Origin of the sequence: Streptomyces lomondensis (assembly GCF_014651035.1) — a bacterium.
Classification (GTDB): Bacteria; Actinomycetota; Actinomycetes; order Streptomycetales; family Streptomycetaceae; genus Streptomyces; species Streptomyces lomondensis.
In genome coordinates this window covers 80818-94340 of record NZ_BMWC01000001.1, presented here as the reverse complement: position 1 = coordinate 94340, position 13523 = coordinate 80818, and the positions used below count along the sequence as shown (strand labels likewise).

13 protein-coding genes are annotated in these 13523 nt (G+C 71.4%); 1 reads left to right on the top strand and 12 read right to left on the bottom strand.

The annotated features are described in order from the left end of the window. Positions 1 to 33 precede the first annotated feature (33 nt). The 6 genes from IE255_RS00360 to IE255_RS00335 form a co-directional block, all read right to left on the bottom strand. A complete protein-coding gene (locus IE255_RS00360) occupies positions 34 to 861 on the bottom strand; it encodes an anti-sigma factor family protein (protein ID WP_308280882.1) in 828 nt (275 codons plus the stop codon). Next, entirely contained in the window at positions 861 to 1382 is a 522-nt protein-coding gene (locus IE255_RS00355; protein ID WP_010039908.1) for a sigma-70 family RNA polymerase sigma factor, read from the bottom strand. Before IE255_RS00355 ends, IE255_RS00360 begins: the two co-directional genes overlap by 1 nt. 352 nt (positions 1383 to 1734) lie before the next feature. Next, positions 1735 to 2328: a CGNR zinc finger domain-containing protein gene (locus IE255_RS00350; protein ID WP_190048058.1), complete on the bottom strand. Its 594-nt coding sequence runs from the start codon at positions 2326 to 2328 to the stop codon at positions 1735 to 1737. A gap of 184 nt (positions 2329 to 2512) precedes the next feature. Beyond that, on the bottom strand, positions 2513 to 3664 hold the full coding sequence (locus IE255_RS00345; RefSeq protein WP_190048057.1) for a uroporphyrinogen-III synthase: 1152 nt from the start codon (positions 3662 to 3664) through the stop codon (positions 2513 to 2515). 195 nt (positions 3665 to 3859) lie between these two features. Further along, the gene (locus IE255_RS00340) at positions 3860 to 5245 is read right to left on the bottom strand and encodes a nitrate/nitrite transporter (RefSeq protein WP_190048056.1); all 1386 of its coding nucleotides are present in this window, start codon (positions 5243 to 5245) and stop codon (positions 3860 to 3862) included. Between the two features lie 173 nt (positions 5246 to 5418). Continuing rightward, entirely contained in the window at positions 5419 to 6426 is a 1008-nt protein-coding gene (locus tag IE255_RS00335; RefSeq protein ID WP_190048055.1) for a hypothetical protein, read from the bottom strand. A gap of 124 nt (positions 6427 to 6550) precedes the next feature. Here IE255_RS00335 and IE255_RS00330 point away from each other — a divergent pair, with 124 nt between their 5' ends. Then, complete coding sequence (locus IE255_RS00330) at positions 6551 to 7093, top strand: hypothetical protein (RefSeq protein ID WP_190048054.1); 543 nt, start codon at positions 6551 to 6553, stop codon at positions 7091 to 7093. Here IE255_RS00330 and IE255_RS00325 read toward each other — a convergent pair. The 6 genes from IE255_RS00325 to IE255_RS00300 all read right to left on the bottom strand — a co-directional run bounded on the left by IE255_RS00325 (position 7076) and on the right by IE255_RS00300 (position 13467). Then, complete coding sequence (locus tag IE255_RS00325) at positions 7076 to 7666, bottom strand: hypothetical protein (RefSeq protein WP_190048053.1); 591 nt, start codon at positions 7664 to 7666, stop codon at positions 7076 to 7078. The genes IE255_RS00330 and IE255_RS00325 overlap by 18 nt on opposite strands. Before the next feature lie 8 nt (positions 7667 to 7674). Continuing rightward, entirely contained in the window at positions 7675 to 9066 is a 1392-nt protein-coding gene (locus IE255_RS00320) for a putative T7SS-secreted protein (protein ID WP_190048052.1), read from the bottom strand. After that, positions 9063 to 9365: a DUF6317 family protein gene (locus IE255_RS00315; protein ID WP_190048051.1), complete on the bottom strand. Its 303-nt coding sequence runs from the start codon at positions 9363 to 9365 to the stop codon at positions 9063 to 9065. The genes IE255_RS00320 and IE255_RS00315 overlap by 4 nt, the downstream gene beginning before the upstream one ends. Further along, a complete protein-coding gene (locus tag IE255_RS00310) occupies positions 9362 to 9991 on the bottom strand; it encodes a hypothetical protein (RefSeq protein WP_190048050.1) in 630 nt (209 codons plus the stop codon). The genes IE255_RS00315 and IE255_RS00310 overlap by 4 nt, the downstream gene beginning before the upstream one ends. Positions 9992 to 10072: 81 nt before the next feature. Further along, entirely contained in the window at positions 10073 to 11278 is a 1206-nt protein-coding gene (locus IE255_RS00305) for an acyltransferase family protein (protein ID WP_190048049.1), read from the bottom strand. Then, the gene (locus IE255_RS00300; protein ID WP_190048048.1) at positions 11275 to 13467 is read right to left on the bottom strand and encodes a bifunctional polysaccharide deacetylase/glycosyltransferase family 2 protein; all 2193 of its coding nucleotides are present in this window, start codon (positions 13465 to 13467) and stop codon (positions 11275 to 11277) included. The genes IE255_RS00305 and IE255_RS00300 overlap by 4 nt, the downstream gene beginning before the upstream one ends. Positions 13468 to 13523: the final 56 nt, after the last annotated feature.

Here is a 13523-nt window from a genome sequence, read left to right as displayed (position 1 = left end):
CCGTCCACCGTACGCGAAGGGGACCCGGTAAGGCTACGCGTCGACCTCGACCAGGCGCTTGCCGCCGAACTCCACGACCTCGAAGTGGTCGATCTCGTTCGGGTCGAACGCGGCACCGCCCTGGACGTACAGGGGCTCCTTGGCCTTCTCCGACTTGGCGTCGGGCAGGCCGTAGCCCCACTCCGGGACGGACCAGGAGGCCAGGGTCTCGCGCTCGCCGTTCTTGCCGACCGCGACGAGGGCGCACTTGAGCGGGCCCTTGACGTTCTTCAGCTCCAGGACCGTGCCCGTGCCCCAGTCCTTCTTCTGGAGGGCGACGGTCGCGGAGACCTTGGTGTTCGGGTCAGTGGCCGTGATCTTGTCGGAGATGCCGTCGAAGGCCGCCTTGGCGGGGCTCGCCGCGAGCGGGCGGTTCTCCGCGCCGCCGCCGTCACCGCCGCCGTTCGTCGCGACCGCGACGAAGGGACCGCCGATGATCAGCGCGCCGGCCGCGGCCACCATGTAGAAGCTGCGGCGACGCTTCCGGGCGCGCCGTTCCGCGACCTCGTCGACGAGCTTCTCCACCAGGCGGGGCCTGGGCTTCGCGGACAGCGACTCGCCGATCGCGGGCGTGCCGGAGCCGGGCAGGTCGGCGAGGGCGGCGAGCATCGGCTCCATGCCGGCCAGCTCGTCGAGCTGCTGGGCGCACCACTCGCAGGTCGCGAGGTGGGCCTCGAAGGCGGTCGCTTCGGCGTCGTCGAGGATGCCGAGGGCGTAGGCGCCGACGGTCTCGTGCTCGTTCGGCACCGGAGATCCCTGCATGGGTCCAGACATACCCATGCCTCCCGTACCGAATCCCTGATTACCCCCGTAAACACTCATCACGCCGTCACCCCCCGCTCCTCCAGTGCCAGCTTCATCGAACGCAGGGCGTAGAACACCCTGGAGCGGACGGTTCCGCTGGGTATGCCCAGGGTTTCGGCCGCCTCATTGACCGTACGTCCCTTGAAGTACGTCTCGACGAGCACCTCCCGGTGAGCGGGGGTCAGGTCGTCGAGTGCGTCCGAGAGAGTCATCAGCCACAGCGCCTTGTCGATCTCGTCCTCCGCGGGGATGACCTCCAGCGGCGACGGGTCGACCTCCTGCGGCCGGGCCTGCCGGCTGCGGTGGCCGTCGATGACGATGCGCCGGGCGACCGTCACCAGCCAGGGGCGTACCGATCCGGTCGCTCGATTGAGCTGTCCGGCGTTCTTCCAGGCACGGATGAGCGTCTCCTGTACGACGTCCTCGGCGCGCTGCCGGTCTCCGGCGACCAGGCGCAGGACATACGCCAGCAGGGGTCCGGCGTGTTCTCGGTAGAGCGCACGCATCAACTCCTCGTCGGGTTCCGAGGGCTGGGACATGCGATGTCGGGCCCTCGGTGCACGTTCATTGGCCACGACGGAATCCTTGCGCACGCCCACCTCCGATGTCCGGGGGTTCCCCCAGTCGGTCGCTCGACATGCCGTACGGATGCGAGCTGTTGGGCGTTCAAAGAGACGTGACAGATTTCTTCGGAGTGACGTGACGAGCGGGACATGGGGTCACATTCCCACCCCGCATTCTTTACATTTCCGCCACATCGACCAGTTCAAGCCACGCCTCCCCTACGGGACCGTAGGTAAACGGCATGTAATCGAAATCACTTCGACAGTGGGGGCACAGAAGTCGCAATTAGGACAGGGAATTTGAATGCCATTGACACTCAAATGCCTTTCAGGCGCGGGCGAGTGCCGCGCGGCGGCGGTGCCGGGCGACCCGTTCGCGGTTTCCGCAGACCTCGCTGGAGCACCAGCGCCTTCTGCGTCCCCGGGAGGTGTCGAGGTACACGATCGGGCAGTTGTCGCCCTCGCACTCGCGCAGGGCCGCCCGGGCGACGGGGTCGGTGAGCAGGTCGACGGCGTCCCGGGCGACGGCCGCGAGCAGGGCGGCGCGGCCGGGCGGGCCGTCCAACTGCCGTACGAGCTCGCCGTCTTCGCCGCGGACCGCGCGCGGCGCCGGGGGCGCGGTGCGGGCGAGGTCGTTGACGCGCGCCAGGGCGAGGTCGTACGCGGCGACGCCGGGCCGCGGCCAGCCGCGCACCAACCGGTCGATCTGGGCGCGCAGTTCGCGGAATGCGGTCGGCCAGGTGGCGTCGGTGTGGGCGAGGGACGTTCCCGCCGGGACGAGCCCGGAGCCGGTGATCCAGGCGCGCAGCACGTGCACGGAGTCGAGCCGCTCCTCCGGATGCGTGGTGGAGAGCAGATCCAGGCAGATCCGCCCGGCATCGAACCGCAGCTCGTACGGGGCCGTGGCCGTACCCAGTGCCATGTGCCTGTCACCGCCTAGGGTCGGTGAGACGCCAGTGAGAGGGCTGGGAAACCGTTCCCTCTTACAGTGCCTGCCCAGCGGCGCGCGGGAAACCCCTCGCGCGGCGGGCGGTCACGGGCGTCCGCGGCGCGTGCGGCGGCCCCGCGGGAGCGACGGCGCGATCCCGCTCAACCCCGGCGCAGGACTATGCGTCCCCGTACTTCGTCTCCGCCGCCGGGTCCAGGGCCAGGCGGTAGCCGCGCTTGACCACCGTCTGGATCAGCTTCGGTGTGCCGAGGGCCGTGCGGAGGCGGGCCATCGCCGTCTCGACCGCGTGCTCGTCGCGGCCGGAGCCGGGCAGGGCGCGCAGCAGGTCGGCACGGGCGACGACCCAGCCGGGGCGGCGGGAGAGGGCGCGCAGCAGGGACATGCCCGCGGGCGGCACCGGCTTGAGGTCGCCGTCGACCAGGACGGCGTGGCCGCGGATCTCCACCCGGTGCCCGGCGATCGGCAGCGAGCGCGCCCGGGCGGGCAGTTCCTGGCAGAGCAGCTGGACGAGGGGCCCGAGCCGGAAGCGCTCGGGCTGGATCGTGTCGATGCCGCGGGACTGGAGCGGCAGGGCCGTGACCGGGCCGACGCAGGCCGGCAGGACGTCGTGGCCCAGAGCGGCCAGCACCTCGGGGAGCAGCCCGCGTTCCTCCGCCCGGGAGAGGAAGGAGGCCGCGGCCGGGGCGCTGGTGAAGGTGAGGGCGTCCACGCCGCGGGACACCGTCGCGTCCAGGAGCCGGTCGACCGGGGCGAGGTCCTCCGGCGGCATCCACCGGTAGACGGGCACGCCGACGACCTCGGCGCCGCCCTCCCGCAGCGCCTCCACGAACCCGGGCAGCGGCTCGCCGTGCAGCTGGATGGCGATGCGCAGGCCCTCGACGCCCTCCTCCAGCAGCCGGTCGAGCACCTCGGCCATGGACTCCGACGACGGCGACCACTCCTCCGTCAGACCGGCGGCCCGGACCGCGCCCTTCACCTTCGGCCCGCGCGCCAGGATCCGCACGCCGGCCAGCCGCGACAGCAGGTCCTCGCCCAGGCCCCAGCCGTCCGCGGCCTCGACCCAGCCCCGGAACCCGATCGCGGTCGTGGCCACGACGATGTCCGGCACCTGCTCGATGATCTCCTTGGTGGCGGCCAGCAGCTCGCTGTCGTCGGCGAGCGGCACGATCCGCAGGGCGGGGGCATGCAGGACGGCGGCACCGCGCCGCTGAAGCAGCACGCCCAGCTCGTCGGCCCGGCGCGCGGCCGTCACACCCACGGTGAAACCCGCCAGGGGTCCGTGGTCCGGTCGCTGTTCTTCCTCGTACATGGCTCTCGTCCCGCACTCGAGTCGTCGTACTGCGTGGGTACGGCGTACCTACATGCCGATCGAGCCTGTCAACGGCTCGTGACAGGCTCGGATCGGCTTGATGTCGCTGGTGTTACCGATGCCGCGTTCCGCCGAAATCGACGGCTGCGGGCTTCGGCCGGGGGCCCGGGGGTTGCCCCCCGGATGAGCACAGCGTCACACCCTGGCGTAGCTGAGCTGCGGCTTCGCCTCCGAGGTCGCCGACGTCTCGGGTACCCGGGGAGCCGTGCGGCGAAGGTATACGGCCCAGGTGACCGCGAAGCACACCGCGTAGAAGGCGAGGAAGGCGACGAACGCGCCGGTGCCGGAGCCGTAGGAGAGGAAGGACTGGCGGAAGGCGAGGTTGATGGCGACGCCGCCGAGCGCGCCCACCGCGCCGATCAGGCCCATCGAGGCACCGGAGAGCCGGCGCCCGTAGGCCGCGGCCTCCTCGCCCTTCAGCCCCATGGCGAGGGCCTTGTTCTGGAAGATGCCCGGGATCATCTTGAACGTCGAGCCGTTGCCGAGCCCGCTGAGCACGAACAGCACCACGAACGCCACGGTGAACAGCGCCAGCGACTTCTCCATGGAGGCACCGATGAGGATCGCCGTCGCGACGCCCATGGCGACGTAGTTCCACAGGCTGATCTTCGCGCCGCCGTACTTGTCGGCCAGCCAGCCGCCCAGGGGCCGGATCAGCGAGCCGAGGAGCGGACCGATGAAGGTGACGTACGCCGCCTCCAGCGGGGTGCGTCCGAACTGGTTCTGGAGCACCTGGCCGAAGGCGAAGCTGTAGCCGATGAAGGAGCCGAAGGTGCCGATGTAGAGGAGGGACATGATCCAGGTGTGGGCGTCCCGCGCGGCGTCCTTGGCGGCGCCGGTGTCGTTCTTGACGTTCTCGAGGTTGTCCATGAAGAGCGCGGCCATGACGGCGGCGACCACGATCAGCGGGATGTAGACGCCGAGCAGCACCCGCGGCCCGCCGCCGGCGCCGATGATCGCGAGCGCGGCCAGCTGGATCACCGGGACGCCGATGTTGCCGCCGCCCGCGTTCAGGCCGAGGGCCCAGCCCTTCTTCCGCAGCGGGAAGAAGGCGTTGATGTTGGTCATGGAGGAGGCGAAGTTGCCGCCGCCGACGCCGGCGAGCAGGCCGACGAGCAGGAAGGTGGAGAAGGAGGTGCCCGGCTCCATCACGGTGAACGCGGCGACGGTCGGGATCAGCAGCATGGCTGCGGAGATGATCGTCCAGTTGCGGCCGCCGAAGATCGCCACGGCGAAGGTGTAGGGGACGCGGACGACGGCGCCGACCAGCGTGACCATCGAGGTCAGCATGAACTTGTCGGCCGGGGTCAGTCCGTACTCCGGGCCCATGAAGAGCACCAGCACGGACCACAGGGTCCAGATCGAGAAGCCGATGTGCTCGGAGAGGACGGAGAAGAAAAGGTTGCGGCGGGCGATCTTCTCCCCGGTCTCCTGCCAGAAGGTCTCGTTCTCGGGATCCCAGTGCTGGATCCAGCGTCCGCCCCTGCTCGGGGGTGCGGGTGCCGTGCCAGGGCCTGTCATGACGCCTCCACTTGCTCCGGGACTCGTTCGTACTTCGAGTGGCTGACCCCGAAGGTAGGGAGGGCGCGTTTCCTGGCTGTGCCGACGAGTGACCGTCAGGGAACTTTGCTCTCACCCCGCGCCCGGGCGGGATGAGAGGTTCCGGGGGATTCGGGCGGGGAGACGGGGTCGTCTCAGTGCTGCGGGGGCTGCCAGTGGGGGTTCTGCTGCGGGTACGGCTGACTGTAGGGGCCGGGCGCGGGCTGAGCACCGTAGGGGCCGGGCGCGGGCTGGCCTCCATGCGGACCGGGCGCCGGGTGACCTCCGTACGGACCAGGCGCCGGCTGGCCTCCGTACGGACCAGGCGCCGGCTGGCCTCCGTACGGACCGGGTGCCGGCTGGCCTCCGTACGGACCGGGTGCCGGCTGAGCACCGTACGGGCCGGGCGCGGGCGCGGCGTACGGACCGGGCGCGGGCTGCGCGGCGTGCGGCGCCGGCTGGGCGTACGGTCCGGGCATCCCGGGCGCCTGCCCCGGCGCCCCGGCCTGCGGAGCGCCGTACGGTCCGCCGTAGGGCCCGCCCGCGAACGGATTCGCCTGTCCCGGTATCTGCGCCCCCGGCGGCAGGTACCGCGTCCGCCCGTTCCCGTCCGTCACCGGCGTGAAGTCGGCCGCCTGCAACCGGGCCGCGAACTTGGCGTTGCGCCTGCGGGTGACCAGCAGGCCGATGCCGAAGACCGCCATGAACAGCAGCCACACCGCACCGGCCGCGAGGAAGTCGGACGACTCGCCCCCGAAGCGGAAGGCGAGGATCACGCAGCCGACGGTGACGCCGATGGCCCCGTACCCCATGCGCTTCTCGGCGTTCTTGCCGGTGAGGTCGAAGTTGATGCGGGCCTTGAGGAGCTCGAACGCGTCGGGCACGAGCGGCGGCAGGGAGACGCCGTCGGCGGCGCCCGGGTACTGCGCCCAGTTCTGCGCGGCCCGGGCCCGGGCCTGTGGGCTGGGGTCGGGCAGGATCAGCATGGTGAGCGCGCCGCTGCGGCCGCTGCTCTGCCGGACGTCGGCGTACTCGTACCCGAACTGCTGGGCGATGAAGGCCAGCCGGGCGAGTTTCTTCACGGACGCCATCGGGCTGGTGAGCTCGACCGGTTCCCCGCTCGCCATCAGCCGCAGCATCTTCCGTGTCTGCCGCTTACTCATCCCACCGCTCCCGCCGCCCACGTCGTTCACAAGCGCAACCGGGGCAGTTTTCCACACCGGCACACCCCCGGGGAACGGGGCCCCGTTATCCTCTAGCGGACCCCACACGGGAAGGGGAGAGTCCATGTCCGCTGAGTCGGGGGCCGAACGGCCGAAGGCGCCGCGCCCGCAGCGCTCCGCCGCCGGAAACGTCGCCTTCGGAGCGGGAGTGCTCCTCGTGCTGGCGACGGCGACGCTCGGCGCGTTCGCGGCCGTGGCCCTGCTGGGCCGGGCGGTGGACCCGGGCCCCCTGTCGAACATGGTCCCCGACGACGGGCACAACGCGCTGATCGTCGGAGGCATCGCGGCCGGCGGGCTGACCGGGCTGATGCTGCCGGTGATCCTCTTCGGCATGGTGCGGGGGAACGAGGACACGCCCCGCGTCGGTCCCGCGGCCGCCGCCCGCAAGGTGCTGGCGGTGCTGGTCTTCGACGTCCTCCTGCTGGTCGTGTCGCTCCTGGCCGCCCAGCTGGGGTGGTTTCTCCCGGGGCAGCTCACCACGGTCGTCGCCGTCTTCGCCGTCGGGTTCAGCTGGATGCCGCTCGCGATGGTGCCCTGGGAGCGGCTCGGCCTGGGCGACGGGTTCGGCAAGCTCCGCGGGCCGTCCGCGTCACGCCAGGCGCAGTGAGTCCGCCAGCTCGTCGGCGACCTTGACGAGCTCCGCGCCGAGCCCCAGCGACGTCCACAGCAGCCGGCACTCCAGTGCCGTGGGGTACCGGCTCGGCAGGACGTAGTGAGCGATGCCCTCCACCACCGTCCCGCTGTCCGCCTCCGGGTCCGTCGGCTCCTGGCGGTGCACGCGCAGGGCCGGTCCCAGGGGCAGCTCGACCTCGGTGAGGACCTGGCCGTCGCCGAAGTACGGGCCCGGCGCGCACTCCGCCTCGGCCCGGAACGCGGCCACCGTGCGGGATTCCGGCGGGACGGTCAGCTCGCGCACCGTGTAACTCGCCACGACGGGCCCGTCCTGGGGTGCCAGGACCGCCGCGCACAGGGCGCCCTGCCGGACCGCCGCGCCCCAGTACCAGAGCAGGTCCGTCGCGAACGCCTCGCGCCACTGCTCGGGTACGTCACCGCCGAGGTGCTGCTCGGCGAGGGTGCGCGCCCACGCCTCGGGGTCCTCGCTCGGCAGGTCCAGGACCAGCCAGTTGTGGTGGGCGGGCAGCGCCACCCGGCACTCCCGCCACTCCGCCGGATCCGTCATGGCCGCGCTCACACCCCGGCCAGCGAGGCGTCGGACCCGGTGACGTCGATCTCCGGGTCGCCGCCGAACAGGCCGACGAAGCTGTTGGTGTCGGAGGCCGCGCCCGTCCCGGTGCCGCCGAGGCCCACCGCGTTGTACGCCATGGCCTGCTTGAACGCGTCGGGTGTGCCGATGAAGGCCAGGTCCGCCGGGTCGATGTTCTTGATGCGCGAGAGTTCGTCGACCATGCCCGGCCCCGCGTACATGCTGGCCAGGCCGCGCGGACCGGCGGCGGTGTAGGCGTCGCGGGCCGCCGAGAGGTTGTCGCCGACTTTGAACAGGTCCCGCCAGTTGCCACGGATGGTGGCCAGGTCGTCCGCGAAGGAGCTCGGCAGGCCCCGGAAGGCCGCCCTGAGACCCACGTCGGGCAGGGCCGCCCCGGGGCGCGCTCCGGCCCGGGCCCCGACCATGGACTCGACGAGCGCGCGGCGCGCGGCCGAGTTCATGCCCGGGTTCCAGCCGCGCACGTACTGCGTGGCCGCCGTCCAGACGCGGCTGCGGCCGACGGTGGCGGCGGCCTTGGCGCCCGCGGAGAAGACGCGGCCGATGCCGAACGTGGCGAGGCCGAGCACGTCGATCGCCACGTCGCCCCAGGAGCCGTCGCCGTTGATGGCGAGCAGCACATGGCAGACCAGTGAGATCGCCGTCATCACCAGGGCGATGGTGCCGAGCACACCGGCCAGGGCCTGCCCGATGACGGGGATCCAGCCGACGAGCAGGGACAGCACCCCGCAGACGGCGGCGATCGCTCCCGTGATCTCGCTGACGATCTTCAGGGTGTCGCGCAGGTCGTCCAGCCAGCCGTCGTTGAGGCCGTCGCCCTCGGTGGTGTCGTGAATGCGCTTGGCCGCCTTGTCGCCGGCCTCCTTGTGACGGGTCTTCAGCTTGTCGAGCTGGCCGCGCAGCCCGTCCAGGCCCTCCTGGAGGTCGGTGACCGCCTTGTCGAGCTTGTCCTGTCCGGCGTCGTCGGTGCCCTTGGGCGGGTTCTCGGCCTTGCTCTTGGCCGTGGTCAGGCTGTTCTGTTTCGTCTCGGCCTGAGTGAGGAGCTTGTCGGCCTCGCCCTGGATCGTCTCCAGGTCGGTGGAGTAGTCCTTGAGGGCGACCCCGGCGTCCGCGTAGCGGTCGTGGGCCTTGCTCACCGTCTTGGCCGTCTCGTTCGCCTTCTCGGCGAAGGCGCGTCCGGCCTCGGAGTCCCAGCTCTCCAGGTTGCCGATCCGGCGCAGCGCTTCGGCGGTCTTGGTGATGGTCTCGGCCGTGGCCGTGAACCGGCGGGCCAGGGCCTTCATGTCGTGGACGTCGCCGGGCACGGGATCGCTGCTCTCCCCCAGCACCTCCCACCGGTGGTCGGCGGGGCGGGTCACTTCTTCTTCCCCTTGCCCGTGAGCGCGTTGTACAGCGCGGTGTCGAGCTCGGTGTAGGCCTTCCCGGCCTCCTTGGCGATGGTGCCGAGCCCCTTGATCTCCTCGATCATCTTCTTGCGGTTGTCGTCCCAGCCGTCGGAGAACTCCTGGAGCCGGTCGTGCAGCGTCTGGTGGCCGACGGTCCGGCGGTCGTAGGCGTCCATGAGCTTGTCGAGCCCTTCCAGCTCGGTCGCCACCGTCCGCAGGCCGGTTCCGGCCGTCTCGAGATCCTGCGTCGAGACCCTGAGCTTCTTGCTCACTCGGGTTCCTCCCCCGTCCGCTCCTCGTCGCGGTGCTGCCAGCGCAAGGTTCCGGCCACCGCGTCGAACAACTCCACCATGGCGTCCGCGATCGGCTCCAGCGGGGTGCTGAACGTCAGCATCAGCACCTCGTCGCGGCCTGGGACCGGCACGAAGTACTCGACGACGGTGTCCTCGAACTCGGAGCCCAGCTTGCGCGACTGCTTCGTCCGCTCCTGCCGCCGGAGCCGGGCCACGCGTCCCACGGCGGGCAGCGTCTCCAGCGTGACCTCGCCGGAGCCGGCCAGAGCGGCGACGGCGTCCAGGCCGTCGAACCTCTCGTACAGGCGGGAGATGAGCAGAGAGGCCGACAGCGGGATGCCGCCCGCCTCCAGGAACGACAGGTACAGCACCACGCCGCCCTGCTCGACCGCCGCCTCGGCCGTGCCGAGCAGCTGCTCCTCGGCCTTCCGGCGCAGCACGGGCTGGTCGTCGACGCCCGCGAACTGCCGCCGGATCAGCGCGCTCACGGACGCCTCGCGGCGGTCGGCGGGCAGCAGCGGGACGCGGAACCAGTCCTCGGGCGTGATCAGCCCGAAGACCGGCGCGCGCGGTCCGGCCGGTTGTGCTGTCGGTGCTTGTCTCACGTGTCGTTCTCTCACCTGCGACCGAAAAGGGACCCTCGTCAAGGGCCGCTCATCGCCCGCCCCCGTCGATGCCGGCCCAGCTTAGCCGCCAGGTGCCCGACCCCTCCGGCTCCCCCGAACCCTCACCCGAGGCTCACTTTTCGGCCACAACCGGGGTTTCCGCTTCGCCGCCAGGTCCTCCACCCAGCCGAACGCCAGGACGCAGCCGCCGATCAGCAGCCAGACCAGGACCAGCACCGGCCAGGGGCTCTCCAGCAGCCCGGGGACGTTCTGCTCCAGCACGGGGAAGCCCCACAGCCGGTCCCACAGCGTGGCGGCGACCAGGATGCAGGTGTTGTGCCACAGGTAGACGGTCACGGCCCGGGAGTTGAGCAGACCGATCGGCCCGGCCCAGCGGCGCAGCCGGCGCGGCCACTCGGACCAGGACGGGCTGATGTGCAGCAGCAACAGCACCGTGCCGAAGGACCACAGGGCCTGGGCCAGGGGCATGCTGTCCAGGTCGTGGCCGGTGCCGAAGTCGTGGCGCAGGGCCTGCCAGAGGCCCACCAGGGCGATCAGGGGTGCCACGGACGGGACGACGTAGCGCGGCAGCCGCCGCAGGATGCCCTCCTGGTGGGCCATGCCGAGGATCCAGCAGGCGCCGAAGGTGGAGAGGTCCGTGAGCGCCGAGGGGATCCGCTCGCCGGGCAGCGCGAGCCAGCTCTGCTCGAAGGCGACCGCCAGGGCGATCGGCGCGAGGAGCGTGACGGCCGGCAGGGCGCGCAGGGCCTTCAGCAGCAGCGGGGAGAGCAGGAGGAACCAGAGGTAGGCGCGGATGTACCACAGCGGGCCCGCGAGTTCGGCGGCCCAGTCCTCGCCGAGGAAGCCGTGCACAGCGGGCAGTCCCTGGGCGTACGGCGGGTCGCTGAACGGGACGATCCAGAAGGCGAGGTGGAGCCACCACCAGCCGGGGTGCCCGTCCGCGTCCGGTCCCCAGCCCTGGAGGACCATGCCGGTGACGCCGACGACGCCCAGCACCCACAGCGGGGGCAGCAGCCGCCGCATCCGGCCGCGGATCACCTGGCCGGGCGGGCGCTTGAGCGACCGGGCCATGAGGTTGCCGGCGAGGGCGAACATCACGCCCATGGACGGGAACACCAGCGGCAGCCAGGCCCAGCCCGTCAGGTGGTAGAGCACGACACGGAACAGGGCGAGGGCCCGCAGCAGGTCGAAGTACCGGTCGCGTCCGGGCCGTGTGGCCGGGGCCTGCTCCTGCTGCGGAGCCTCGGCCACGGGTGCCGTGGTCATGCGACCGGCCGCCCGTCCACCCGCTGCTGGGGTGCGCCGGTTCCGCCCCCGGGCAGGCCCACCGCGCCCGTGCGCCGCAGTTTCTGCCAGCGCAGCCGGCCGCCGGTGAGAGCGGTGATCCAGGACTGGAGCAGGACGACGTACATGAGCTGGCGGTACAGGAGCTGCTGGAGCGGGAGCGAGATCAGGTGGGTCATGCGTTCCTTGTCGAGGTGGAACGCGTAGGCCGCGCACACCCCTTGCACCGCGAGAACGCCCAGCCAGGCGCCGATGGTCTTCTCGGTCGGGCCGAACACGAGCCCGTAGAGGAGGAACACGTCGATCAGCGGGGCCAGCAGCGGGGCCACGACCATGAACATGGAGACCAGCGGCAGTCCGACGCGGCCGAAGCGGCCCGAGGGTCCGCGGTCGACGAGGGCCCGGCGGTGCTTCCAGATGGCCTGCATCGTGCCGTACGACCAGCGGTAGCGCTGGGACCACAGCTGCTGGACGGACTCCGGGGCCTCGGTCCAGGCGATGGCCTTCTCCGCGTAGACCACGTGCCAGCCGTCGCGGTGCAGGGCCATGGTGATGTCGGTGTCCTCGGCGAGCGTGTCGTCGCTCATGCCGCCGACGCGTTCCAGGGCGCTGCGCCGGAACGCGCCGACCGCGCCGGGGATGGTGGGCATGCAGCGCAGCACGTCGTACATGCGGCGGTCGAGGTTGAAGCCCATCACGTACTCGATGTGCTGCCAGGCACCGATGAGCGAGTTCCGGTTGCCGACCTTGGCGTTGCCCGCGACGGCGCCCACCCGCGGGTCGCCGAAGGGCTGGACGAGTTCGCGGACGGTGGTCGTCTCGAAGACGGTGTCGCCGTCCATCATCACGATGATGTCGTGGCGGGCGTTGGCGATCCCGCGGTTGAGGGCGGCGGGCTTGCCCGCGTTGAGCTGGCGGACGACCCGTACGCCGGGCAGGCCGAGGTTCTCGACGATGCGGGCGGTGCCGTCGCTGGAGCCGTCGTCGATGACCAGCACCTCGATGGGATGGTCGCTGGCGACCAGCGAACGGACCGTCTGCTCGATGCACTTGGCCTCGTTGTAGGCGGGCACGAGGACGGACACCGGTTCCGTGACGGGCGTGCCCCAGCTGAAGTTCCGGCGGCGGACGCGGCGGGCGTGCGCGACGGAGAGGATCAGCATCAGTCCCAGACGCCCGAAGACCAGCACGCCGACCACGGCGAGGCCGGCGACGAGGAACCCGGTGGTCTTCTCGGAGGCCTGCACGAGGAAGACCCAGGCCTCGCCCTTGAGCGACTCCACTCCCGCGACCGGGGTGTGCGCGCTGGGGGCGTCCAGGGCGGCGGTGAGGGTGTCGAAGCGGTAGCCCTGGTCCTGCAGCCCGGTGATGAACCGGTCGAGGGCGGCCACGGTCTGGGAGCGGTCGCCGCCGGAGTCGTGCATCAGCACGATGGCGCCCTCGCCGTTCTTCGGCGTGGCGTTGCTGATGATCTTCTCGACCCCGGGCCGGCGCCAGTCCTCGCTGTCGGTGTCGTTGACGATGGTGATGTAGCCCTTGCTGCCGATGTACTCGGTCACCGGCCACGACTTGTTGTCCATGTTCTGGGCGAACGACGAGTAGGGCGGGCGGAACAGCGAGGTGCGGATGCCCGCGGCGCCGGCCAGCGCGAGCTGGTTCTGCGACAGCTCCCAGTCGACGCGGTTCCTGCTCTGGAGCGACAGGTCCGGGTGGTTGAAGGTGTGCAGCCCGATCTCGTGGCCCTCGTCGACCATGCGCTGGACGAGGCCCGGGTAGCGGGACGCCATGGTGCCGGTGATGAAGAAGACGGCCCGGGCGTCGTGCTTCTTCAGCACGTCGAGGACCTTGGGCGTCCACATCGGGTCCGGCCCGTCGTCGAAGGTCAGGACCAGCTCGCGGTCCGGCAGTCCGAGACTCTTCGGGCGCCCGTCCCGGGTGTCGATGACCGGGCCGCCCTCCAGGATGTCCTTCGGCACGCGGTCGTTCGCCGCGGGCGGTCCGACGCGGTGGTCGGCGAGGATCTCGCTGTGCACGTAGCCGCGCAGCATGAGCATCGCCATCAGCGCGACGAGGAGGAGCAGGGGCAGCAGCAGGCGCATGGGCAGGCGGCGCCGCCGGGAGCCGCCACGGGCTCGGGGCGCCGGCCCGGGACGGCTGGTACGGGATGCCATGGGTGGTGGTACTCCGAGGTGGTGCGGGGAGGGGTGGTGCGGGGACGGTTCTGCGG